Below are 21,992 nucleotides of genomic sequence, written 5' to 3'. Positions count from 1 at the left end.
TGGATGTGGTGAGTATCCACCGGCTCATTCCTCCTTGCGTGGCCGCCCGCCCTTCTTGCCATTGGCACGGGCGGCTTCGGACTTGGCGGCACTGGTCTTACGGCCATTGCGCGATGCCACCATGCTCGCCGCCAGGTCCATCAAGGGCTGGCTCGTGGCGATCAGGCCGGCGATGGACACATGCAGGTCGCGGGCCTCACAGCACAGCGCCTTGCCGCCAAACCCGAGCTCCAGCTGCTGGAAGTCCTGCACAGAAAACCCTTCAAACTCCGCAAGGCCAGCCACCGGCAACAGAATGCGGCTGCCGTCGCTGAAGCCGATGCAGATGCAGTCGTCTTCATAGCCCACGGAGCTGGCATTGGCGTACACCCGCTTGAGCTTGCGCCCACGGGCCACCGCCTTATCGATGGCGGCCTCAGTGAGCGGGACATCGGGCCGTACCTTGGCTTTTACAATTTTCATAACTCAATCTCCACGGATCCTGGCGCCCTCACCAGGTTCAAAATGGTTCGCCGCCCCGCCACATCGTGCCGGGCCTTGGCGATCACGTAGACACCCCGCCGGATGACCAACCCCGGCACGACCTCATCGGCCTCCCAATCCCAGGAATGGTTCTCCAGGCAGACCGTGTGCAGCTTCTCCCACCAGATCCTTCGCGCCCGCGCCAGATAATGCGGCTGCTTCAATGCCTGGCGGATGCCTTCCAGCACCCCACTGGGTGGCCGCCGCCGCTCGGGATCCACATCCCACAACGCCACGTCCCCATGCAGAAAGCTGAAGCAAAAACGCGCATCCCAGTCCTTGCCCCCGACATGTACGTGTGGCGGGCAATGCTCATCCCTGAGCAACACTGCAATCACATGTCCTTTGTAAGTGCCTACTTTCATCGTAACCCATCCGTTAGGTTATTTATCACCGATCGGCGCTTTAACGAGCATCAACCGACAGCCGGCTCCTTCCAATCGCCAGAGCTGCCTCACAGCCTAGTAACGATTGGCACCGCTTCAAATGCCGGGTTGTAACCGCGCGTGCCCCAGCCAATACAGCCCTCACCCACAATTGATCGTTCGTTAATCGAACACTTCCCCTGCGCAGGAGCCCACGCCAATTGACCAAATTAACTATTCAGTACATTTTATTCCCATCCATAAAAACAACACCGGAGACACCCCCATGCCACCTATCGTGCTGGTCCTCAACGGCCCCAACCTGAACCTGCTCGGCACCCGCGAACCGGCCACCTATGGCCACGAAACCCTGGCTGATGTCGCCGCGCTCTGTGGACGCAGCGCTGAACAGCTCGGGCTGAAACTGGAGTTTCGCCAGACCAACCACGAAGGCGAGCTGCTGGACTGGATCCACGGCGCCCGCGCCCGCTGTGCCGGGATTGTGATCAACCCGGCGGCCTGGACCCACACCAGCGTGGCCATCCGCGACGCCCTGGTGGCCAGTGAACTGCCAGTGATCGAAGTGCATCTGTCCAACGTGCATGCCCGCGACCCCTTTCGTCATCACTCCTTCGTCTCGCCCATCGCCAAGGCTGTGCTCGCCGGGTTTGGCAGCCACGGCTACCACCTGGCCCTTGAGCATTTGGGGCGGGTGCTCAAATGAAACCATCCATCCTCGCCGGCCTGATCGGCGCCGGCATCCAGGCGTCCCGCACGCCGGCCCTGCATGAGCAGGAAGGCGATGCCCAAGGCTTGCGCTACCTGTATCGCCTGATCGACCTGGATCAGTTGCACCTGGACAGCAACGCCCTGCCCGAGCTGCTCAAGGCTGCCGAACAGATGAACTTCACCGGGCTGAACATCACCTACCCGTGCAAGCAGGCGATCCTGCCGCTGCTCGATGAACTCTCGCCCGAAGCCCGGGGCATCGGCGCGGTCAACACCGTGGTCTGGCGCGAGGGCAAGCGTATCGGCCACAACACCGACTGCCTGGGTTTTGCCGAAGGGTTTCGCCGTGGCCTGCCGGATGCGGCGCGCCAGCGTGTGGTGCAGATGGGCGCCGGTGGCGCGGGCGCGGCGGTGGCCCATGCGCTGTTGGCCGAGGGGGTCGGCCAGTTGAGTGTGTTCGATGTGGATAACGACCGCGCCCAAAGCCTGGCCGCCAACCTCAACCAGCACTTCGGCCCAGACCGGGCGTACGCCGGCAGCAACCTGGATAGCGCGATGGCGGCAGCCGACGGCCTGGTCAACACCACGCCCATGGGCATGGCCAAGCTGCCGGGCATGCCCGTGCCAGCGGGGTTGTTGCGTGCGGATTTGTGGGTCGCGGAAATCGTCTACTTCCCGCTGGAAACCGAGCTGCTGCGCAGCGCCCGGGCCTTGGGCTGTCGCACGCTGGATGGGGGCAATATGGCGGTGTTCCAGGCGGTGAAGGCCTTTGAGTTGTTCAGTGGTGAGAAAGCAGATGCACAAAGGATGCTCGATCATTTCCAGAGCATGAATACTTCACTGTAGAAGCCAGCTCCCACACAAACACACCCACATTGAATTCGGCGGTGGATCAGGCCTGTAGGTAACGCAACACCGACTCGCAAATCATCGCCCGATGCCGCTGCTTGATTGCTTCATCCGACAATTCGATCTGAAAAATCTCACTGAAGGTATGGCGGTTGGACACCCGGTAAAAGCTGAACGAATTGATCAGCAAATGCACATCCAGCGGCTCCAGCCCCGCGCGGAACAGCCCCTGCTCCGCCCCCCGGCGCAAGGTCGCCCCAAGCGCCTCAAGGATATTGCTGTTCATCGCCTTGATCGCATCCGACTGCTTTACGTACTCAGCGTTGTGAATATTCTCGATGCTGACAATCCGCACAAAATCCACATTCTGGTCATGGTGGTCGAAGGTGAACTCCACCAGGCGCCGGATCGCTTCACGGGGTTCCAGCGCGGTGAGGTTCATCCGGGTTTCGGTGTTGCGGATATCCCCGTAGAGCTTTTCCAGGACCTCGACGTACAGTTGCTCCTTACTGCCGAAGTAGTAATAGATCATGCGCTTGGAGGTGTGGATGCGCTCGGCGATGGCATCCACCCGCGCCCCGGAAAGGCCCTGCTGCACGAACTCGACAATGGCCTCTTGCAGAATGTTCTCGCGGGTCTTTTCCGGGTTGTTCTTGCGGCTCTTGCGCGGCGCCAGGGGGGCGTCGGGCAGTTCGGAGGTCGGGGTCATGGTGCGCTCACGGCCATTGATGCAGGTGCCGATTATGGGCCGCCACGTCGTACGAAGGAAGCACCAGCGCCCTACAACTTGGCCTGACGCAACGCCCCGCTGCGCGACTTGGCCATCGCGGCCAGGCGTACCGCCACGTTGGCGGCGCCATAGCCCGCATAACCGTTTTTGCGCTGGATGATCTCGAAGAAAAACCGCCCCTCGAAGGGTTCGGTGTACACATGAAACAACTCACCGCCCTGGGCATCACGGTCGTACAACACGTTGTAGTACGCCAGCTCGCTGAGGAACTGATCGTCGAAATCAAAACGCGCCGCCAGGTCATCGTAGTAGTTGAGCGGGATATCCAGTAGTGGCACGCCCGCCTCTTTGGCCCGGCTGACCTCGGCAAAAATATCCGCACAATCGAAGGCTATGTGATGCACACCGGAACCACGATAACTGGATAAGGCGTGGGAAATCGCCGTGTTGCGGTTCTCGGAAATATTCAGCGGCAGGCGGATCGAACTGCAGCGGCTGCGCAGCGCCCGGCTCTTGACCAGGCCGTAAGGGTCCGGCAGCACCACTTCATCGTCGGCCTCGAAATCCAGCAGGCTCTTGTAGAACAGCACCCAACTGTCAAGGCTGTCGGCCGGCAGCGCCATGGCCATATGGTCGATGCGCAGCAGGCCGCCGCCGCGGGTGCTGGCGGCCTGCAGGTTGAAATCGGTGTCGTAGAACCCGCCGGCATGCGGGTCCACCAGGTAGATCAGGCTGCCATCCGGCGCGCGCACCGCCGCCAGCTCCAGCTCGTTGGGCCCGACCAGGCCGCGATAAGGCTGGCCCTTGTAGGCCACCGCCCGCTCCAGGGCCTTGGCGCTGTCCTTGACGCGAATCGCCGTGGCGCACAACGACGGGCCATGGGCCTCGAAAAAGTTGTGGGCAAAGGAGTACGGCTCGCAGTTGAGGATCAGGTTGATATCACCCTGGCGCAGCAGGCTCACGCTCTTGGAACGGTGCTGCCCGGCCTTGACGAAGCCCAGGCGTTGCAGCCATTGGGTCAGCCGGGCGCCGAGGTTTTCATCCACCGCAAACTCGAGGAATTCGATGCCGTCGTACTCGCTGGCAGCCGGGGTCTCAAACAGGATGTCCACCGGCGTGGCCTGCTGCGCCAGGCGTTGGCGGGTCTTCTCTTCCAGGTACAGCAATGAGCGCAAACCATCCGCCGCGTTGGCCCGGGTGGGCGCGGCGCGAAAGCCATCGTTGAAAATCTCCAGGGACAGCGGCCCGGTGTAGCCACTCTGAATGATCGGCGCGAGAAAACCCGGCAGGTCGAACTCGCCCTGGCCGGGGAAGCAGCGGAAATGCCGGCTCCACTCCAGCACATCCATGGCCAGGAGCGGCGCGTCGGCCATTTGCACGAAGAAGATCTTGTCGCCAGGGATCCGGGCGATCGCCGTCGGGTCGCCCTTGAGTGACAAGGTATGAAAACTGTCCAGCAACACCCCGAGGCTGGGATGATCGATCTCGCGTACCAGTTGCCAGATCTGTTGCCAGGTGTTGACGTGCCGGCCCCAGGCCAGGGCCTCGTAGCCAATGCGCAAGCCACGCCGGCCGGCGTGTTCGGCCAAAAGGCTCAAGTCATCACGCAGGATCGAATGTTCGCCCGTGGAGTCCGCCGAGGCATTGCTGCACACCAGCACCAGGTCGGTGCCCAGTTCCTGCATCAGGTCGAACTTGCGCTCGGCCCGTTCCAGGTTGCGCGCCAGGCGCTCGCGGCGGCACCCTTCAAAGTCGCGAAACGGCTGGAACAAGGTGATGGCAATGCCCAGGTCGGCACACATCTGCCGCACTTCGCGGGGGCTGCCGTCGTAATACAGCAAATCGTTCTCGAATATTTCCACCCCATCGAACCCGGCCGCCGCAATGGCTTCGAGCTTTTCCGGCAGGGTGCCGCTCAGGGAAACAGTGGCGATGGAACGCTGCATGGGGTGACTCCCGGCAATGAAAGCTGGTGTTGTTTGCGGCAAATTATTGGCCCCCGGCGATAAAGCGGCAATTTAAAATGTACCAACCGGTTAGTTTTATGGGCGATTATCGAACACAATGGCGATTGGCGAATTGACGATTTTTTAGCCGCTGCGCACCATCGATTGCGCATCCAGGGCCGCTTTTTCAAGGCGCAAACCTGTGATCAAGACCCAGAACACACCCTAACAATTTTAAAAAACGGGTACTTCTCATGCCTTCGCAAAACTCCGCCGTAGCCCCGCGCCCCGGCAACCCGCAAGCGGCCATTGGCGACAAGATTCGCGGCGCCCTCGCCGTTGGCAAAACCCGCTGGGGCATGCTGGCCCTGGTATTTTTTGCCACCACCCTGAACTACATCGACCGTGCCGCCCTGGGTGTGATGCAGCCGATCCTGGCCAAGGAGATGAGCTGGACGGCGATGGACTACGCCAACATCAACTTCTGGTTCCAGGTGGGTTATGCCATTGGTTTCGTGCTGCAAGGCCGGTTGATCGACCGGGTCGGCGTCAAGCGCGTGTTCTTCTGCGCAGTGCTGCTGTGGAGCATCGCCACCGGCGCCCACGGCCTGGCCACCTCGGCGCTGGGTTTTATGGTCTGCCGCTTTATCCTCGGCCTGACCGAAGCGGCCAACTACCCCGCTTGCGTCAAGACCACCCGCCTGTGGTTCCCCGCCGGCGAGCGGGCGGTGGCTACCGGGATCTTCAACGCCGGCACCAACGTCGGCGCCATGCTCACACCAATGCTGCTGCCACTGGTGCTGCATGTATGGGGCTGGCAGGCCGCCTTTTTGTGCATGGCGGCACTGGGTGGGATCTGGCTGGTGTTCTGGGGCCTGAAGTACTACAACCCCGAAGAGCATCCGAGCGTGAAGCAATCGGAACTGGACTACGTGCAACAGGAAGTCGAGCCGGAACAACCTCGCGTGCCGTTCAGCCGCATCCTGCGCATGCGTGGCACCTGGGCCTTCGCCATTGCCTACGCCCTGACCGCGCCGGTGTTCTGGTTCTACCTGTACTGGCTGCCGCCGTTCCTCAACCAGCAATACAACCTGGGGATCAACGTGACGCAGATGGGTATCCCGCTGATCATCATTTACCTGACGGCCGACTTCGGCAGCGTGGGCGGTGGGGTTCTGTCCTCGTTCCTGATCGGACGTGGCATGCCGCCGATCAAGGCGCGCTTGCTGTCGATGCTGCTGTTTGCCTGCTGCATCGTCGGCGTGATCATGGCCGCCGGCGCAAGCCAGCTGTGGGTCGCGGTGTTGGCCATCTCCCTGGCCATCGGCGCGCACCAGGCCTGGACCGCCAATATCTGGAGCCTGGTGATGGACTACACGCCCAAGCACATGATGAGCACAGTGTTTGGCTTTGGCGGGATGTGCGCGGCTATCGGCGGAATGTTCATGACCCAGATCGTCGGCCATATCCTGACCGTGACCCACAACAATTACACCGTGCTGTTCACCCTGATCCCGGCGATGTACTTCATCGCCCTGGCCTGGATGTACTTCATGGCACCGCGCAAGATCCCTACCGTCGCGACCTGATTCAACGCCGCCGCTGCTGCCAGGCAGCGGCCAGGCCGCTCAGGCAGATCACCCCGATCCCGACCACCGTGGTCAGGTCCGGGGTGTGATTGAACACCAGCCAGCCCAACAACCCCGCAAACACGATCTGGCAATAGCCGAACGGCGCCAGCAAGGCCGGCGCGGCGAAGCGGAAGGCCTGGGTCAGCATCAAGTGCGCAGTCATCCCACAGGTGCCCAGGGCCAGCATCAACAGGCCATGGCCCAGGGTCGGCACCTGCCAGAAGAACGGCACCAACGCGCTCATCACCAGGGTGTTGCACAGGCCGGCGAAGAAGTTGCTGGTGGTCGGGCTGTCGTACTGGCTGAGGATGCGGGTCAGCAGTTGGTAGAAACAGAAGAACAACGCCGAGACCAATGGCAACAACACCGCCGGGGTGAACAACTCACCGCCCGGATGCACAATGATGATCACCCCGACAAACCCACAGATCACCGCCAGCCACTGGCCCCGCGTCACATGCTCGCCCAGCAGCGGCACCGACAGGGCCGTCACCAGGATCGGCGCGAGGAAGTTCACCGCCGTGGCTTCCGCCAGCGGGATGTAATGCAGGGCGGCGGTGAAAAACAGGCTGGTGCCCAGCAGGCACAAGGCTCTGGCCACTTGCCATAACGGGCGCTTGCTGCGCAGCACGCGCAAGCCCGATTGCGGCAGGAAAATCCCCGCCATCAGCAGTGTATGCACCATGTAGCGGGCCCACACCACCATCACGATCGGATAGAACCCGGCCAGGTATTTGGACAAGGCGTCGTGGCTGGAAAACAGGAACGTGGCCAGCACAATCAGCACGATGCCCTTGAAGGGATGGTTGACGCCGGAAAGTGGGGTGCTGAGAGTCATTGAATTCTCGTGCGTGACAGGCTGAAATGACCGCCGCAAGCAGTGGCACTCAACGCGCTAATCTAGAGCGGGTGGTGCATCGGTCTCAAGAGCATAACCAAACAGCGGGCGATCAGCGCACTAATTCGCCCAAACCCAGTCCAACCCTGCACGCCAGCCTGCCATTGCAGGCTTTTTAACCAAGGCCAATCCCCGATGAAAAAAACCCTGTTGCTGCTTTCGACCCTCGCCCTGCTCAGTGCCTGCGATAAAGCCCCCCAGGCGCCCAAGCCGGCGCCGCCTTCGGTACAGGCGAGCCTGGTGCCAGAAACCCTGCCCACCGACAAATGGGTCGGCAAATGGATCGGCGTCGAAGGCCTGCACCTGACCGTCAGCAAGGACGACAGCATCGGGCGCGGGCATTACCTGCTGACCATGCAATACGGCCTGGATGCCGATGCGGCCGGCACCTTCAAGGGTCAGGCTGGCGAAGACGGCATCCTCTTCAACCGCCCGGACGGCCCACAGGTGCTGCGCGCCGGCAATGGTGCCGCCACCGGTTTGAAATGGCTGGCGGATAAAAAAGACTGCCTGGTGGTCAACACGGGCGAAGGGTATTGCCGCGAATAACGGCCATACTCAATCACGGCGCTAACAACACGATCATCAAGAGGATTGCCCCATGCTATGGAAAAAGGGTCGACGCAGCGACAACGTGGTCGACGCGCGCAATGACGGCGGCGGTGGCGGCGGCATGCGCTTTGGGGGTGGCAAGGGCCTGAGCCTGACCGCCATTGTGCTGATCGTCGGAATCGGCCTGCTGACCGGCCAGGACCCGATGCAGATCCTCGGGCAACTGAGCGGCCAGATGACCGAGCAGGCCCCTTCGGTCAGCCCGCAAACGCGCCAGGCGCCGCCGGCCAATGATGAGCAGGCGGATTTCGTGCGCGCGGTGCTGGGCGACACTGAAGACACCTGGGGCCAGGTGTTCCAGGAAAACGGCCTGGCCTACAAGAACCCCAAGCTGATCCTGTTCCGTGGCCGGGTGAATTCCGCCTGTGGCGGCGCGACCTCGGCCAGTGGCCCGTTCTATTGCCCGGCCGACCAGCAGGTCTACCTGGACCTGGATTTCTTCCGGGAAATGTCCCAGCGCTTCCAGGCGGCCGGCGATTTTGCCCAGGCCTATGTGATCGCCCACGAAGTCGGCCATCACGTGCAAACCCTGCTGGGGATTTCGTCAAAAATCCAGGTGGCGCGCCAGCAAGGCCGGCAGATGCAAGGCGATGGTGGCCTGCTGGTCCGCCAGGAGCTGCAAGCCGACTGCTTCGCCGGGGTCTGGGCCAACCGTGCGCAAAAGCGCCTGAACTGGCTGGAACCGGGCGATATCGAAGAAGCGCTGAACGCCGCCAACGCCATCGGCGATGACCGCTTGCAGCAACAGGGCCAGGGGCGTGTGGTCCCCGACTCGTTCACCCACGGCACCTCGCAACAGCGGGTTCGCTGGTTCAAGACCGGGTTTGCCCAAGGCCAGATCTCCCAATGCGACACGTTTACGGCCAAGAGCCTGTAAATGAATAAACGCTGCGGATGGCTGCTGGGCGTGATGATCACCAGCGCTACCGCCACCCAGGCCGCCGGGCAGGCGGTCAAGGTGGTCAGCCCCGAGCGCTTTTCTCTGCAAGCCGGCGACCTGAGCCTGGGCCTGAGCCAGGACTGGCGCCAGCCGCTGCCACAAATCACTCGCGCGTTGATTATCGTGCATGGCCGGCTGCGCAACGCCCAGACCTACCTCAACAGTGCCGAAGATGCAGCGGCCCACGCCGGGCAAGGTGCCAATACCCTGGTGATCGCGCCGCAGTTTCTCAACGAGGCCGATATCCAGCGCCATCACCTGGGCGATAACGTTTTACGCTGGCACGGCAATGGGTGGATGGCTGGCGAGGCGTCAATCGGCCATGACCAGATCAGCTCCTACGGGGCCCTGGACCAGATCATCCAGCACCTGGGCAACCGCACACTGTTCCCGGCCCTCAAGGCAATAGTAGTCGCCGGGCATTCCGGCGGCGGCCAGGTGGTGCAGCGCTTTGCCCTGACCGGCCATGCCCACCCGGCCCTGCAAACCGCCGGGATCAGCCTGCGCTATGTGATCGCCAACCCGTCGTCCTACGCCTACTTCAGCCCGCAACGCCCGGTGCCGTTTACCCCGGCCAGTTGCCCGGACTTCAATGCCTGGAAATACGGCCTGCAAAAGCTGCCGGCCTATGCCAATGGCCAAAGCCCCCAGCAACTGGAAAAAGCCTACGTCGCGCGCGATATCACCTACCTGCTGGGCCAGCAGGACACCGACCCCAACCACCCGGCCCTGGACAAGAGCTGCGCGGCCGAGGCCCAGGGCGCCTACCGGCTGATTCGTGGGCACAACTATTTTGACTACCTCAAGCTGCGGCATCCGCAGTTGAGCCAGCGGTTGGTTGAAGTGCCTGGGGTTGGGCATGATGGCGACAAGATGTTTACCTCGCCGCAGGGGCAGGAAGCCTTGTTCCACTAACCGCCCTGGAAAAACCCAATCAAAAATGTGCTGCCTGGGCTAGATCATCTGGCGCAATGCCGCGCAGTCCTTGGCATGCCAGTCAGCCAGCCCAGGCCAGGGGTTTTCGAGCTGGTTGACCAACACCGTCCGCGTCCCCGCCGCCCGCCCGCAATCCAGGTCAAAGCGATAGTCACCCACCATCACCATCTCGGCCGGCGCCACATCCCAGGCCCGGGCCAGTTTCAACAGGCCTCCGGGGGCCGGCTTGGGCGGTGCATCGTCACGTCCCAACACATCCTCCACGGCAAAGCAGTCCGCCAGGCCGATGGCCTGCAAGGTGATGTGCGCCAACGCCTGCGCATTGCGCGTCAGGATCCCGAGGCGATAGCCCCGTGCCGCCAAGTCCCGAACCAGCTCCACCGCGCCCGTGGCCGCCACCGACCCCAGCGCCAGTTCACGCTCATGCTCCAGCAACCAGGCATGCTTGGCCGCCGCTTCAGCCGCGGGCAATGTCGCCAGGTGAGTGAGGATGTCGTCGGCAGGCGGAACATCCAGGGCCACGCGGATTGCCGCAAAGTCATGCACGGCCACGGTCAGGGTGCCGTCCATATCAAACACCCAGTGCTTAACGTCGGCCAGGCTCATGCCCAATCCTTGCGATGGCGGATCAAACCCTCCTGGGTCACCGAGGCCACCAGTTGGCCGGCGCGGTTGTACACGCTGCCACGGGAGAACCCACGGGAATTGCCGGACCATGGGCTGTCCATGGCGTACAACAACCAGTCATCGGCCCGCAGGTCGGCGTGGAACCACAAAGCATGGTCCAGGCTGGCCACTTGCATGTCCTTCTGCCACACGGTCTTGCCATGGGGCAGCAACGAGGTGGTCAGCAGGCCAAAGTCCGAGGCGTAGGCCAGCAGGTACTTATGCAAGGCCGGCAAGTCGGCCAGGGCGCCATCGGCGCGGAACCACACATACTTGACCGGATCGCCCGGCTGCGGGTTGTACGGGTCTTTCTCGGTCACCGGGCGCACTTCGATCGGCTTGGGGCACAGCAGTTTTTCGCGCATGGGTTCGGGGATCAGGTGCGCGCGCTGCCGGGTCAGCTCCAGCTCCGACGGCAGGTTCTCCGGGCCTACCACCACCGGCATGGTGGTCTGGTGCTCGAAGCCTTCTTCGTCGTACTGGAACGAGGCGCTGCAGGTGAAGATCGGGTTGCCCTTCTGGATCGCCGTCACCCGGCGCGTGCTGAAACTGCCGCCATCGCGTACCCGGTCCACTTGATAGACCACCGGCAGCCCGGCATCCCCCGGACGCAGGAAATAGCCGTGCAACGAATGCACATGCCGCGCCTCTTCAACGGTCTGGCTGGCCGCCGACAGCGACTGGCCCAAGACCTGGCCGCCGAACAGTTGGCGAAAGCCCAAGTCCTGGCTGCGACCACGGAAGAGGTTTTCTTCAATCGGTTCCAGGGTCAGCAAGTCGACCAGATCTTCCAACACTTGGCTCATTCAAACTCTCCTCACACAGGGCAAAACCGCGCAGTCTTGGCTGCGGCGGGGAATCACATCGGGCGGCCTGCTTATCCGTGCAGCGTATCCAACCATTGGGCGCGGGTGATGCGGTACAACACATGATGGCGCAGCGGATCATCCGCCGCGAGCCTGGGGTGCTGAAAATCTGCCGCCGGATCGTAATGCATGCCGATGGCCTGCATGACTTTCTGCGACGCCAGGTTGGCCTCGGTGGTAAAGGCCACGATCTCCTCCAGTAGCAAACGATCAAACCCACCACGCAACGCGGTCCAGGCCGCCTCACTGGCAAAGCCCAGGCCCCAGTGCTCGCGGGCCAGACGCCAGCCGATCTCCACCGCCGGGGTGAAGTCGGCCTCAAAGCCGACATGCATCAACCCCGTGAGGCCGATAAACTCGCCGCTGTCCTTGCGTGCCAGGGCCCACAGGCCAAACCCGAACTCGGCAAAATGCCCGCGTACCCGCCCGATCAGGGCGGCGCTTTCCAGGCGGTCCAGGGGGGCCGGGAAATAGCGCATCACCTGCGGGTCGGCGCACATGCGGGCAAACGCCGGCAGATCGCTGTCGCGCCATTGGCGCAGCACCAGGCGCGCGCTTTCCAACTCCAGTATCGGCTCCATCGTTCCCCTCCCCGGCCATGTGCGTGAGTGTACAGCGCTGTTAAGATCCGTCGCTGGTTCCTGTCAGAAATTGCCATGCCTTTGCCACTGATCTACCACGACGACTACAGCCCCGAGTTCCCGGCGGATCATCGCTTCCCCATGGACAAGTTCCGGCTGCTGCGCGATCACCTGGTCGACAGCGGCCTGGCCCAGGACAGCCAACTGCTGCGTCCCCAGTTGTGCCCGGCCGACGTCCTCGCCCTGGCCCATGACCCTGGCTATATCGAACGCTATATGAGCGGCGACTTGTCCCGCGAAGACCAACGGCGCCTCGGCCTGCCCTGGAGCGAAGCCCTGGCCCGGCGTACGGTACGGGCGGTCGGCGGTTCGTTACTGGCGGCCGAACAGGCCCTGGAACACGGCCTGGCCTGCCACCTGGCCGGTGGCACCCACCACGCCCATTACGATTACCCGGCGGGCTTTTGTATCTTCAATGACCTGGCGGTGATCAGCCACTTCCTGCTGGCCAGCGGGCGGGTCAACCGGGTGCTGATCTTCGACTGTGATGTGCATCAGGGCGATGGCACCGCACGCATCCTCCACGACACCCCCGATGCCATTACCGTGTCCCTGCACTGCGAAAAAAACTTCCCCGCACGCAAGGCCACCAGCGACTGGGATATCCCGCTGCCCATGGGCATGGGGGATGCCGATTACCTCAAGGTGGTGGACGATGCCCTCAACTACCTGCTGCCGTTGTACCAGCCTGACCTGGTGCTGTATGACGCCGGCGTCGATGTGCATAAGGATGACGCCCTCGGCTACCTCAAGCTGACAGACGAAGGCGTCGCCGCCCGTGACGAAAGCGTGATGCGCCACTGCCTGGGCCGCGACATCCCAGTGATGGGGGTGATTGGTGGCGGCTACAGCAAGGACCGCCCTGCCCTGGCCCGCCGCCATGGCATCCTGCACCACAGTGCGCAGCGGGTGTGGACGTCATCAGGTTGTCATTGAAGTATGAGCGCGTTACCCACAATGCCTGTGGAACGGCCTGTGGATAACTTGAGCGTAAACGCCTGTAAGGCAGGAACCGTATAGCATGTAGGAAGATGTACGTTTTTTGATCAGGCAGTTTCGCGGTCCTCGGGTAGAATGCTCGGCCTACTTCGCCGAACCGCAGCCACCGCCATGCCGCAAATCCCAGCCCAGCCTTATCACGTCACGATCATCGGCGGCGGCCCCGCCGGGCTGATGGCCGCCGAAGTCCTGAGCCAGGCCGGGGTCCGGGTGGACCTGTATGACGGCATGCCCTCGGTGGGGCGCAAGTTCCTGCTGGCGGGCGTGGGTGGCATGAATATCACCCACTCCGAAGCCTACCCGGCGTTCCTCGCCCGCTATGCCGAACGCGCGCCAGATATCGCCCCGCTGCTGCGCCAGTTTGGTGCCGAGGCGTTGTGCGAATGGATTCATGGCCTGGGTATCGAAACCTTTGTCGGCAGCTCCGGCCGGGTGTTTCCGACCGATATGAAAGCCGCACCGCTGCTGCGGGCCTGGCTCAAGCGCCTGCGTGACCAAGGGGTGGTTATCCACACCCGGCATCGCTGGCTGGGCTGGAGTGCCGACGGCGGCTTAATGATCCACAGCCCGGATGGCGAGAAAATTGTCCACAGCGATGCCGTGCTGCTGGCCCTCGGCGGCGGCAGTTGGTCGCGGCTGGGGTCCGACGGCGCCTGGCTGAAGTTGCTGGAAGACCAAGGCGTACCCTGCGCCCCGCTGCAACCGAGCAATTGTGGCTTCGAGGTGTCAGCCTGGAGCGAATTGATGGTGAGCAAATTCGCCGGCGCGCCACTGAAAAATGTCGCGATAGGCCTGGCGGATGACAAGCCTCACCTGGGCGAATGCGTCATCACCGCGACGGGTATCGAAGGCAGCCTGATTTACGCGCTGTCGGCGCCGCTTCGCGAAGCCATCAACCGCGAAGGCTCTGCCACCGTGCACATCGACCTGCTGCCGGGCAAGCCGCTGGACAAGGTGCAGGCGGCGCTGGCCAAGCCCCGTGGCTCACGCTCGATGAGCAAGCATTTGCACAGCCAGTTGGGCCTGGATGGGGTAAAGGCCGCGCTGTTGCGCGAGTTGGCACCCGCAGAGCACTTCCATGATCCGGCGCGGTTGGCTGTGGATATCAAGGCACTGCCCCTGACCCTGGTACAAACCCGACCGTTGGATGAAGCCATCAGCACTGCCGGCGGCGTGCCGTTTGAATTACTGGATGAGCGCTTGATGCTCAAGCCATTAGCGGGGGTGTTCTGTGCCGGGGAGATGCTGGACTGGGAGGCACCGACCGGCGGCTATTTGCTGACGGGGTGTTTTGCCAGTGGGCGGATGGCGGGGCGGGGCATATTGACGTGGCTGGACAGCTCTTGGGCTCACTAAAGATTGGGGGCATTGATGCCCCCAACCCTGTACTTACAGCAAATGTTGTCTCAGGCCGCCACGATAAAAGCGCTGCTCCGTGGTCGGGCGCTCATGCTCGGGCCCATTGATAACCAGCGCTTGTATCATCTCGTGAAGCTCTCGAAGAGAGTTAAGTAAATGCTCATCCACCGGGAGTAGCTGTACTTCATCCTGCGCAGAATGCTGATAGGATGAAGAATAGTCTTCCTCTGGCATTTTCGGCTCGAAGCAATCAAATTCACTCGATGCTACTTGCGGGATACTTTTATGTTCGTCTTTTAGACTCAAGATGCGCCCCTCCTACTATTGGTTGCTCTACGCACAAGACTGGCGGGCTGCCAACTCACACCAAAAGACCTCTCTGACGGTTTAGCTCCAGCGCCAAAGTACTAGCCTTGTAGTGTGCTACAACAACTTTTCTAGCGCAGCATAATTACCCTTAAACATCTCCTTGTGTTCCGGCGAAAGATCGTAGTTTTTCATCAGATAAACCTCACCATCTTGAAGGGCCTTGAGTGCTGAGTGAAAACTCCCCGCCTGAACAAACGTTTTCACCTCATCAATCATTTCACCCACGGCCTCTTTTGCTGCTCTTATTTTTTCACCTCTCTTACTTTTCTCTGACTCACTAATGCTAACACCGACACCGGCAGCTGCCAACAAACCCATCCCACCTAAAATCAAAAAAGGAATAGCCATATCAACTCTCCATTTAAAGTTGAATTTCACAAAAACCCTTTGACATACTTAAGGTAAAAAACCACCCCCACTGCTACTTGCAGGGCGATTTTATACTCGTCAGTTAGACTCAAAGTACGCCCCTCCCACTATTGGTGCTCTACGCACAAAGCTGGCAGACAAAGACGCCTCCCTGAAAACTTTTCAACCGTACATAATGGCGCTTTTCTGAGGCTGACCGGGCGTATCAAAAGGCTTCTTTTCTAGCTTTGCATATTCATCTTTAAAAGCCCTCGCCTCCCCCGGCGGAGGTCCGAAGTTTTTATTCACATAGTCTTCATACTCCTTAAGTGCCTGGGTTGCGGCATCCAAGTCCCCTGCCTTGGTATACTCTTTCACCTTATTATTTAACTTAGCCACTTCCTCTTCTTTTGCCCTTACCTTTTCAATGGCCGTATTTTTTTCTGAGTCATTAATTTTACCCCCCGCACCGGCACTCGCCATCGAGCCTAACCCAGCTGAAGCAAAAAGAGGATTAATCATATTCACGCTCCACTTAAAATCGAAATTCAAAAAAACCATGACACTTTTATGTGTGGCCATCAACATCTAAAAGTTTCCAAAAGCATTAAACTCTTATCCGAAAGAATATTTTTTAACGGGATAAGGCACTCGCCTTGCCAACCGCAAGTCGCCATGCTTCGCTCTTGCAGAGGGCTCATAGGCTAAACAATAGCCCGCCTCTAGCATTTCCGGCCCGAAGCAAACAAACGCCCTCCTTGTTTATCAATTGTAGTTAACGCCGTACTTCTGAACTTGATAGTTAATCCCAAAAGAATCTTCTGTTTTCTTAAGCTCCGGCGCCCCTGCTCCCAATATTTTCTCCAATTGTGCAAGGTGCTCAGCCTGAACCTTGTAGAGTGCAGCGCCACTGTCTTCCTTCTCGGCCTCCTTGATATTTTTTTTATAGTCAGCTTTCAGCTTGTCATGTTTTTCTTTTGCAACGTCTACGAGCTCTTCATACCGCTCTTTATACGCCAACTTTTGTTCTGGTGAAAGTTTGTAGTTACTCATCACATAATCTGCAAATTTTTGATATGCCTGAAAGGCGGGGTAAAGCTTCCCCTCCCCGATTAGCCTTTCCGCCTCACCAAGCAACTTTTTGCTAGTTTCGGCCACCTCTTTATTCTCTCTTACTCTTTTGTCAATAACCGCAATGCCGGTACCTGTAACAATCGCACCACTTAGTGCGGCTATAATGATCGGAACCAAAGGAAACGCCATACCACCCTCCATAAAATCGATATCAACAAACACGTTGACGACCAAATCATGGTGGTCATTGAGTTCTAAAAGTTCCAACACCACACAACTTTCAACTCAACAAAATATTTCCAGATAGAACAAAGCACAACTTTACAAGAAGGGGCTTCAATTATTTATCGAGCAATATTTAGACAAACTAATGTGAGCGGGATTGCCCCGCCCACACGACTCACTGACTGTTTATTTGATCAACAAAAAACAGTTACTTCTTTTTACGCGGCCCCGTATTAAAAACCGGCACCTTACGCACCGGCTTGATCGACGGCTCTACCGGTGCCGCCTCGCCACTGTCCACCCATTTGCCCAGGTTACGCTTACCGCCCCCGCCAGACGTCTTAGGCTTCTTCGGTTTTTTCGGCTTCTTCACCACTTGCCCGCTGGCATCGGTGTCCGGCACGCGGTGCTCGGGTTCAAAGTCCTGCTCCATATGGCGAGCCAAGGTCTGGCGGGTCAGCATTTCGATAGCCGAAAGCATGTTCACTTCATCGGCACACACCAGGGAAATCGCCTCACCGGTATTGCCGGCCCGGCCGGTGCGGCCGATGCGGTGGATGTAATCCTCGGCGACAATCGGCAGGTCAAAGTTGACCACCATCGGCAAGTCCTCGATATCCAGGCCACGGGCCGCCACATCGGTGGCCACCAGGATCTGCACATCACTGGCCTTGAAACGGTCCAGGGCACGTTGGCGCGTAGCTTGTGGCTTGTCACCGTGGATACCGTCGGCATTGATCCCCAGGCCTTGTAGCTTATCGACCAATGCATCCACGCCATTACGGGTCTTGGCAAATACCAACACCTGCTTCCACTTGCCCTTGCGCATCAAGTGCACAAACAGTTCGGCCTTGCGCTTCTTGTCCACCGGCACCACCCACTGCTTGACGGTGTTGGCGGCGACGTTGCGCGGGCTGACTTCAATGCTCAAAGGGTCATTGAGCATCTGCCCGGCCAGCAGGCGGATGTCATCGGAGAAGGTCGCGGAAAACAGCAGGGTCTGGCGCTTTTTCGGCAACATGCGGTAAATGTTCGCCAGCTCTTCCGAGAAGCCCAGGTCGAGCATGCGGTCGGCTTCATCCAGCACCAGGGTTTGCAGCTGATTGAGTTTCAGCGCGTTCTGGCGGAACAGGTCGATCAGGCGGCCAGGGGTGGCCACCAGCACATCGACCCCCTTGCGCAGCTTCATCATTTGCGGGTTGATGCTGACGCCGCCGTACACCGCGTAGGTCGTCAGCGGCAGGTGTTCGGCGTACTGGGCGACGCTGGCGTGAACCTGCTCGGCCAACTCGCGGGTCGGGCACAGGATCAGCGAGCGCACCGAGTTGGCGCTGACTTTTGGCCCTTCCAGGGTTAGCAATTGCAGGAGCGGCACGGCGAAACCGGCGGTCTTGCCGGTGCCGGTCTGGGCCGCGGCCATCAGGTCGCGGCCGGCCAGCACGGCCGGGATGGCTTGCGCCTGCACCGGCGTCGGGGTCTGGTAGCCAAGCGTCTCAAGGGCGCGCAGCAAGGGTTCGATCAGGCCAAGTGTGGCGAAAGTCATGTGTTTACCGTAGGAAAAATTCAGCGCAAGGGCGTAATGCGCGGCAGTTTACCTTATTTCCGGCTTCGGCTTGCGCCACTGGGGCAGGCTGATCAACAGCACCGCGCTGATAATCACCAGCATCGCCAGGGCTTCCTCCAGGCCGATGGTCTCACCCACGAACACAATCCCCAGCAACACCGCCACCGCCGGGTTGACGTAGGCATAACTGGTGGCCGCCGCCGGACGCACATGCTTGAGCAGGTACATATAAGCGTTGAAGGCGATGATCGAGCCAAACACGGTCAGGTAGGCCAGGGCCAGCCAGCCTTCCACTGGGGGCATGGCTTCCAGGTGTTCGCCCTTGAGTGCGCTGCCGATCAACAACACCACCCCGGCGACCAGCATTTCAGCGGCGCTGGCCATGGCGCCCTGGGGCAACGGCAAGTGCCGGCTCCAGACCGAACCAAACGCCCAGGAGGCAGCAGCGAACAACAGCAACCCTGCGCCCAGCGGGCTCGACTGCAGGTTGGAGCCCATATTGAGCATGGCAATGCCGATCATCCCCAGAATCACCCCGGCCCATTCCAGACGGGTATTACGCGCGCCCCAGAAATAGCCACAGAGCAAGGTAAACAGCGGCACCGTCGCCACGGCCAGCGCTGCAACCCCGGAAGTAACGCCGGTGTGTTCAGCCACACTCACCGCGCCATTGCCGAAGGTCAGCAGCAAGATGCCGATCATGCCCGCGGCTTTCCACTGCGCCCAGGTCGGCGCTGGCACCCCGCGCCAACGCAGGTAGCCATACATCAGTGCCCCCGCCACACAGAAGCGAATGCCCGCCAACAGCAACGGCGGCCAGTACTCCACGCCAATGCGGATCACCAGGTAGGTAGACCCCCAGATCACATACAGTGCAAAAAAAGCGGCGATCAACGGTAAGGGAAAACGGCGTGGGCCAGGCATGGGCAGCTCTGCGGCAAGACAAGGGATGGCTATTTTAGAAATCCACACCAATAAACATAAGTTACAAAACCTGTTTAAAGTGCCCATACACTTTTCAAATCATGGTTATCAGGGCTATAAGCCTTGTATTCAAAAGCCCCTCACTGCCAGAGCCTTATTCATGGACAAATACGACCGCATGCTCCTCAGCGCCCTGCTGGAGGATGGCCGCGCCACCTACGCGCAACTGGCCCGCACCGTAAACCTCTCCGCCCCCGCCGTGGCCGAACGCGTGGCCAAGCTGGAAGCCAGCGGCGTGATCACCGGCTACCAGGCCAAGGTCGACCTGTCCAAGATCGGCTTGCCGATCCAGTGCACGATCGAACTGCGCTTGACCAACAACGGCAGCCAGAAAGTGTACGACGCGCTGGCAGAAATCCCCGAGCTGACCGAGTGCCACCGGGTCACCGGCGACCCGTGCGTGATCATGCAGGCGGCGGTGGGCTCGATGCCGGAGCTGGAAAACCTGATCAACCGCGTGGCGAAATTCGGGTTCAGCAAGACCTCGATCATCTTGTCGAGCGCCATAGAACGACGGGTGCCATTGGGGCATCTGGAGAAGAAGAATGGCGGCGCCTGAGCGGGCGCCATCGCGGGCAAGCCCGGCTCCCACAGTGGACCGGGTTGCCCGGGCTGGGTGCGATCACCTGTGGGAGCTTGATTGTTCTGAAGATTGAGATCAGAACCCGCGATGCTTCTTCAGGTGATCCGTGATCTTCGCCGCCGGCACTTTCTGCAAGCTGCACAGCAGATCGTGGGACAGTTCGCGCAAGCCGTGGGCACGGCGCAGTTCCTGGGCCAGGTGGGCGGTGAGGTTGGCCGCCATTTCGGCGTCGGCCATTGCCCGGTGAGCCTTGCCGGTGTGGGGCAACTGGGCGTAGGCGGTCAGGGTGCCAAGCTTGTGGTTCGGTGCAGCGGGCATCAGCCGGCGGGCCAGAAGCAGCGAGCAGGCGAATTTTTGCAGGCGGGTGCGGCGGATCAGGCCCAGCTCGAAGTCCCAGAACTTCTGGTCGAACGCGGCGTTGTGCGCCAGCAGCGGTGTGGTGCCGACAAATTCATTGACCTCGTTCATCACCCGCTCGGCCGGCGGCGCGCTGCGCAGCATGGCGTTGCTGATGCCGGTCAGTTGCTCGATAAACCCCGGCACACGTACGCCGGCGTTCATCAGGCTCTGGTAGCGGTCCACGATCTGGCCCTGCTCCAGGATGACCACGGCGATTTCCGTGGCCCGGCAACTGCTGCTCGGCGAGATGCCGGTGGTTTCAAAGTCGATGACCGCTATCCGTTCCAAACCTGTTCCAACCCCATCTGAAAATCTATTTGAGCAACAACGCGCCTTCGATAGGCACGTAGCGGCTGGCCGCGCGGATCAACGAGTTGGCCGTCAGCCCCGGCACGCCGTAGGCCACGGCTTCGACGCCATGTTTATGGATGATGCGGTCGAGCAACATATCGAAATCGCCATCCCCCGAGGCCAGCACCACTTCGTCGACCTGGGCGGCGGCGTCCATGATGTCGATGGTGATGCCTACGTCCCAGTCGCCCTTGGCCGAGCCATCGCTGCGCTGGATGTACGGCTTGAGCTTCACGGTAAAGCCCAGGTTGCGCAGGATCTGCTGGAATTGCTGCTGCTTGCTGTCGCCACGGTCGATGGCATAGGCATACGCCTCGACGATCTGCCCGCGCTGGCTGATATCGGCCCACAGGGCGGCATAGTTGAAGTGGCAGCCATAGGCCTGGCGTACGGTGTAGTAGAGGTTCTGGACATCGGCGAACACTGCAATTTTTTTCACCGCATATCCTCATGGCACCGGGGACGTGATGGCCCGCAAAGGTCGTCAGTATGCCAGCCAAGAGGCGCTTTCCGAGAAAAATCAGACCGGGACGACAATGCGCCCCGGTTCAGTGTGTGTCAGACGAAAGAATCGTCGTCGCCAAGGAAGGAGGAATCGTCGGTATAACCACTGTCGGCGTAGGTGTCCGCGCTGTCGTTGCCCCAGCCACTGTTGTCACTGGCCGGCGCCGGTTCTTCGCGGACAATCTCTTCCACCACTTGCGGCTGCTGGTTATGGCTGAACAGGCTGCTGATGCCCTGGGCCAGCATCACACCACCGGCCACGCCGGCTGCGGTTTTCAGGGCGCCGCCGAGAAAGCCGCCGCCCATGGTCGCTGCCTGCTGGGGTTGCTGATAGTTCTGTTGCGGCGCCGGCGCGCTGTTGAAGCCCGGCCGGGTCGGTTCGCGCCAACCGCCCGCGTTCGATGCCGGCGCGCTGGGCGCAGGCTGCGGCTCGCGGGAGCTGCCACCAAAGATGCTCGACAGGAACCCACCGCCGCCCGCCGCCGGCTGCGCGGTCCTGGCCCGTTGCAGTTCATCCTGCAATTGCTGGATCTGTTGCGCCTGCTGCTGGTTCTGCGCATCCAGGCTCTTGATCGCGGCTTCCTGCACCAGAATCGCCTGGGTCATGAAATACCCGGCGGCCGGTTGGCGAGTGATGTGCTCCTTGATCCGCGCTTCTGCCTGGGCGTCGCGGGGGGCTGAGTCCGTTTCGGCTTGCTGCAACCGTGAAAACAGTCCATCGATCAGGGTTTGCTCTTCGCTGTTCATGGCGACCTCGTTAGATTGCCGGTAAAAATCCGCGTCCCGCCCGCAATGGGCAAGGTACGTCACCAGTAATGGGGCTGGGCCGTGACGTTTCAATGATCTTTACCCAAGGTTTACGTTTGTCGGTGATCGGTTAAAGTGTCCGCTGCTTTTTCCGC

At 60.7% G+C, this 21,992-nt stretch carries 26 protein-coding genes; 9 read left to right on the top strand and 17 right to left on the bottom strand.

The window, feature by feature from the left end; all coding sequences use genetic code 11:
• Positions 1-24: 24 nt before the first annotated feature.
• Both BLL38_RS23700 and BLL38_RS23695 read right to left on the bottom strand, forming a co-directional pair.
• Positions 25-462 carry a DUF2442 domain-containing protein gene (locus tag BLL38_RS23700; protein WP_076964552.1) on the bottom strand — a complete coding sequence of 146 codons (438 nt, stop codon included), beginning with the start codon at positions 460-462 and terminating at the stop codon, positions 25-27.
• Positions 459-887 (bottom strand): DUF4160 domain-containing protein, encoded by a 429-nt coding sequence (locus tag BLL38_RS23695; RefSeq protein ID WP_076964551.1) that lies wholly within the window; start codon positions 885-887, stop codon positions 459-461. Before BLL38_RS23695 ends, BLL38_RS23700 begins: the two co-directional genes overlap by 4 nt.
• Before the next feature lie 286 nt (positions 888-1,173).
• On the opposite strand from BLL38_RS23695, the gene aroQ reads away from it, so the two are divergent.
• Both aroQ and BLL38_RS23685 read left to right on the top strand, forming a co-directional pair.
• On the top strand, positions 1,174-1,611 hold the full coding sequence (aroQ, locus tag BLL38_RS23690) for a type II 3-dehydroquinate dehydratase (RefSeq protein ID WP_076964550.1): 438 nt from the start codon (positions 1,174-1,176) through the stop codon (positions 1,609-1,611).
• On the top strand, positions 1,608-2,462 hold the full coding sequence (locus BLL38_RS23685) for a shikimate dehydrogenase (RefSeq protein WP_076964549.1): 855 nt from the start codon (positions 1,608-1,610) through the stop codon (positions 2,460-2,462). Before aroQ ends, BLL38_RS23685 begins: the two co-directional genes overlap by 4 nt.
• A 46-nt stretch (positions 2,463-2,508) precedes the next feature.
• Here BLL38_RS23685 and BLL38_RS23680 read toward each other — a convergent pair whose 3' ends face one another.
• Together BLL38_RS23680 and quiC are read right to left on the bottom strand one after the other, a co-directional pair.
• Complete coding sequence (locus BLL38_RS23680; protein ID WP_076964548.1) at positions 2,509-3,174, bottom strand: TetR/AcrR family transcriptional regulator; 666 nt, start codon at positions 3,172-3,174, stop codon at positions 2,509-2,511.
• Positions 3,175-3,245: 71 nt separating this feature from the next.
• A complete protein-coding gene (gene quiC / locus BLL38_RS23675; RefSeq protein WP_076964547.1) occupies positions 3,246-5,141 on the bottom strand; it encodes a 3-dehydroshikimate dehydratase QuiC in 1,896 nt (631 codons plus the stop codon).
• 254 nt (positions 5,142-5,395) lie between these two features.
• Here quiC and BLL38_RS23670 point away from each other — a divergent pair, with 254 nt between their 5' ends.
• Positions 5,396-6,730, top strand: coding sequence for an MFS transporter (locus BLL38_RS23670; RefSeq protein WP_076964546.1), 1,335 nt, complete (start codon positions 5,396-5,398; stop codon positions 6,728-6,730).
• A gap of 1 nt (position 6,731) precedes the next feature.
• On the opposite strand, the gene BLL38_RS23665 is transcribed toward BLL38_RS23670, so the two are convergent.
• Positions 6,732-7,610 (bottom strand): DMT family transporter, encoded by an 879-nt coding sequence (locus BLL38_RS23665; RefSeq protein ID WP_076964545.1) that lies wholly within the window; start codon positions 7,608-7,610, stop codon positions 6,732-6,734.
• Positions 7,611-7,805: 195 nt separating this feature from the next.
• On the opposite strand from BLL38_RS23665, the gene BLL38_RS23660 reads away from it, so the two are divergent.
• The 3 genes from BLL38_RS23660 to BLL38_RS23650 are packed head-to-tail and all read left to right on the top strand — an operon-like array spanning position 7,806 to position 10,137.
• A complete protein-coding gene (locus BLL38_RS23660; RefSeq protein WP_076964544.1) occupies positions 7,806-8,219 on the top strand; it encodes a hypothetical protein in 414 nt (137 codons plus the stop codon).
• 52 nt (positions 8,220-8,271) lie between these two features.
• Positions 8,272-9,159, top strand: coding sequence for a KPN_02809 family neutral zinc metallopeptidase (ypfJ, locus tag BLL38_RS23655; protein WP_076964543.1), 888 nt, complete (start codon positions 8,272-8,274; stop codon positions 9,157-9,159).
• Positions 9,160-10,137, top strand: a complete 978-nt coding sequence (locus tag BLL38_RS23650) for a hypothetical protein (RefSeq protein WP_076964542.1) — start codon at positions 9,160-9,162, stop codon at positions 10,135-10,137.
• Positions 10,138-10,176: 39 nt separating this feature from the next.
• On the opposite strand, the gene BLL38_RS23645 is transcribed toward BLL38_RS23650, so the two are convergent.
• The 3 genes from BLL38_RS23645 to BLL38_RS23635 form a co-directional block, all read right to left on the bottom strand.
• Entirely contained in the window at positions 10,177-10,764 is a 588-nt protein-coding gene (locus tag BLL38_RS23645) for an HAD family hydrolase (RefSeq protein WP_076964541.1), read from the bottom strand.
• On the bottom strand, positions 10,761-11,630 hold the full coding sequence (gene tesB, locus BLL38_RS23640) for an acyl-CoA thioesterase II (RefSeq protein WP_076964540.1): 870 nt from the start codon (positions 11,628-11,630) through the stop codon (positions 10,761-10,763). The genes BLL38_RS23645 and tesB overlap by 4 nt, the downstream gene beginning before the upstream one ends.
• A gap of 71 nt (positions 11,631-11,701) precedes the next feature.
• Complete coding sequence (locus tag BLL38_RS23635; RefSeq protein ID WP_076964539.1) at positions 11,702-12,271, bottom strand: GNAT family N-acetyltransferase; 570 nt, start codon at positions 12,269-12,271, stop codon at positions 11,702-11,704.
• A gap of 75 nt (positions 12,272-12,346) precedes the next feature.
• Here BLL38_RS23635 and BLL38_RS23630 point away from each other — a divergent pair, with 75 nt between their 5' ends.
• Positions 12,347-13,267, top strand: coding sequence for a histone deacetylase family protein (locus tag BLL38_RS23630; RefSeq protein ID WP_076964538.1), 921 nt, complete (start codon positions 12,347-12,349; stop codon positions 13,265-13,267).
• 138 nt (positions 13,268-13,405) lie between these two features.
• A complete protein-coding gene (locus tag BLL38_RS23625; protein WP_478370867.1) occupies positions 13,406-14,686 on the top strand; it encodes a TIGR03862 family flavoprotein in 1,281 nt (426 codons plus the stop codon).
• Positions 14,687-14,719: 33 nt separating this feature from the next.
• Here the strand turns inward: BLL38_RS23625 and BLL38_RS30745 are convergent, their stop codons facing one another.
• The 6 genes from BLL38_RS30745 to yedA all read right to left on the bottom strand — a co-directional run bounded on the left by BLL38_RS30745 (position 14,720) and on the right by yedA (position 19,193).
• Entirely contained in the window at positions 14,720-14,995 is a 276-nt protein-coding gene (locus tag BLL38_RS30745) for a hypothetical protein (protein WP_130898262.1), read from the bottom strand.
• A 117-nt stretch (positions 14,996-15,112) separates the two neighbouring features.
• Entirely contained in the window at positions 15,113-15,406 is a 294-nt protein-coding gene (locus BLL38_RS23620) for a hypothetical protein (RefSeq protein ID WP_076964536.1), read from the bottom strand.
• 183 nt (positions 15,407-15,589) lie between these two features.
• Positions 15,590-15,994 (bottom strand): hypothetical protein, encoded by a 405-nt coding sequence (locus BLL38_RS23615; RefSeq protein ID WP_076964535.1) that lies wholly within the window; start codon positions 15,992-15,994, stop codon positions 15,590-15,592.
• Between the two features lie 177 nt (positions 15,995-16,171).
• Positions 16,172-16,747 (bottom strand): hypothetical protein, encoded by a 576-nt coding sequence (locus BLL38_RS23610; protein ID WP_130898261.1) that lies wholly within the window; start codon positions 16,745-16,747, stop codon positions 16,172-16,174.
• 166 nt (positions 16,748-16,913) lie between these two features.
• Positions 16,914-18,248 (bottom strand): RNA helicase RhlE1, encoded by a 1,335-nt coding sequence (gene rhlE1 / locus BLL38_RS23605; RefSeq protein ID WP_076964533.1) that lies wholly within the window; start codon positions 18,246-18,248, stop codon positions 16,914-16,916.
• A gap of 48 nt (positions 18,249-18,296) precedes the next feature.
• Complete coding sequence (yedA, locus tag BLL38_RS23600) at positions 18,297-19,193, bottom strand: drug/metabolite exporter YedA (protein WP_076964532.1); 897 nt, start codon at positions 19,191-19,193, stop codon at positions 18,297-18,299.
• Between the two features lie 160 nt (positions 19,194-19,353).
• Between yedA and BLL38_RS23595 the strand changes: the two genes are divergently transcribed.
• Positions 19,354-19,812 carry an Lrp/AsnC family transcriptional regulator gene (locus tag BLL38_RS23595; protein ID WP_076964531.1) on the top strand — a complete coding sequence of 153 codons (459 nt, stop codon included), beginning with the start codon at positions 19,354-19,356 and terminating at the stop codon, positions 19,810-19,812.
• 99 nt (positions 19,813-19,911) lie between these two features.
• Here the strand turns inward: BLL38_RS23595 and BLL38_RS23590 are convergent, their stop codons facing one another.
• The 3 genes from BLL38_RS23590 to BLL38_RS23580 form a co-directional block, all read right to left on the bottom strand.
• Positions 19,912-20,523 (bottom strand): 3'-5' exonuclease, encoded by a 612-nt coding sequence (locus BLL38_RS23590; RefSeq protein WP_076964530.1) that lies wholly within the window; start codon positions 20,521-20,523, stop codon positions 19,912-19,914.
• 25 nt (positions 20,524-20,548) lie between these two features.
• Positions 20,549-21,025 carry a LabA-like NYN domain-containing protein gene (locus BLL38_RS23585; protein ID WP_076964529.1) on the bottom strand — a complete coding sequence of 159 codons (477 nt, stop codon included), beginning with the start codon at positions 21,023-21,025 and terminating at the stop codon, positions 20,549-20,551.
• Between the two features lie 119 nt (positions 21,026-21,144).
• Complete coding sequence (locus BLL38_RS23580; RefSeq protein WP_076964528.1) at positions 21,145-21,837, bottom strand: DUF2076 domain-containing protein; 693 nt, start codon at positions 21,835-21,837, stop codon at positions 21,145-21,147.
• Positions 21,838-21,992 lie beyond the last annotated feature (155 nt).

This window comes from Pseudomonas gessardii (assembly GCF_001983165.1).
Lineage (GTDB): Bacteria > Pseudomonadota > Gammaproteobacteria > Pseudomonadales > Pseudomonadaceae > Aquipseudomonas > Aquipseudomonas gessardii.
The sequence above is the reverse complement of the archived record's forward strand: the minus strand, read 5'-3'. Positions and strand labels throughout refer to the sequence as shown.

Coding starts and splice junctions, on each gene's coding strand:
- yedA (WP_076964532.1), bottom strand. CDS start 19,193: ATGCCTGGCCCACGCCGTTTTCCCTTACCGTTGATCGCCGCTTTTTTT.
- BLL38_RS23625 (WP_478370867.1), top strand. CDS start 13,406: ATGCTCGGCCTACTTCGCCGAACCGCAGCCACCGCCATGCCGCAAATC.
- BLL38_RS23615 (WP_076964535.1), bottom strand. CDS start 15,994: ATGTTGATGGCCACACATAAAAGTGTCATGGTTTTTTTGAATTTCGAT.
- BLL38_RS23665 (WP_076964545.1), bottom strand. CDS start 7,610: ATGACTCTCAGCACCCCACTTTCCGGCGTCAACCATCCCTTCAAGGGC.
- BLL38_RS23660 (WP_076964544.1), top strand. CDS start 7,806: ATGAAAAAAACCCTGTTGCTGCTTTCGACCCTCGCCCTGCTCAGTGCC.
- BLL38_RS23595 (WP_076964531.1), top strand. CDS start 19,354: ATGGACAAATACGACCGCATGCTCCTCAGCGCCCTGCTGGAGGATGGC.
- BLL38_RS23620 (WP_076964536.1), bottom strand. CDS start 15,406: ATGGCTATTCCTTTTTTGATTTTAGGTGGGATGGGTTTGTTGGCAGCT.
- ypfJ (WP_076964543.1), top strand. CDS start 8,272: ATGCTATGGAAAAAGGGTCGACGCAGCGACAACGTGGTCGACGCGCGC.
- BLL38_RS23635 (WP_076964539.1), bottom strand. CDS start 12,271: ATGGAGCCGATACTGGAGTTGGAAAGCGCGCGCCTGGTGCTGCGCCAA.
- quiC (WP_076964547.1), bottom strand. CDS start 5,141: ATGCAGCGTTCCATCGCCACTGTTTCCCTGAGCGGCACCCTGCCGGAA.
- aroQ (WP_076964550.1), top strand. CDS start 1,174: ATGCCACCTATCGTGCTGGTCCTCAACGGCCCCAACCTGAACCTGCTC.
- BLL38_RS23685 (WP_076964549.1), top strand. CDS start 1,608: ATGAAACCATCCATCCTCGCCGGCCTGATCGGCGCCGGCATCCAGGCG.
- BLL38_RS23630 (WP_076964538.1), top strand. CDS start 12,347: ATGCCTTTGCCACTGATCTACCACGACGACTACAGCCCCGAGTTCCCG.
- BLL38_RS23700 (WP_076964552.1), bottom strand. CDS start 462: ATGAAAATTGTAAAAGCCAAGGTACGGCCCGATGTCCCGCTCACTGAG.
- BLL38_RS23680 (WP_076964548.1), bottom strand. CDS start 3,174: ATGACCCCGACCTCCGAACTGCCCGACGCCCCCCTGGCGCCGCGCAAG.
- BLL38_RS23695 (WP_076964551.1), bottom strand. CDS start 887: ATGAAAGTAGGCACTTACAAAGGACATGTGATTGCAGTGTTGCTCAGG.
- BLL38_RS23580 (WP_076964528.1), bottom strand. CDS start 21,837: ATGAACAGCGAAGAGCAAACCCTGATCGATGGACTGTTTTCACGGTTG.
- BLL38_RS23670 (WP_076964546.1), top strand. CDS start 5,396: ATGCCTTCGCAAAACTCCGCCGTAGCCCCGCGCCCCGGCAACCCGCAA.
- rhlE1 (WP_076964533.1), bottom strand. CDS start 18,248: ATGACTTTCGCCACACTTGGCCTGATCGAACCCTTGCTGCGCGCCCTT.
- BLL38_RS23645 (WP_076964541.1), bottom strand. CDS start 10,764: ATGAGCCTGGCCGACGTTAAGCACTGGGTGTTTGATATGGACGGCACC.
- BLL38_RS23650 (WP_076964542.1), top strand. CDS start 9,160: ATGAATAAACGCTGCGGATGGCTGCTGGGCGTGATGATCACCAGCGCT.
- tesB (WP_076964540.1), bottom strand. CDS start 11,630: ATGAGCCAAGTGTTGGAAGATCTGGTCGACTTGCTGACCCTGGAACCG.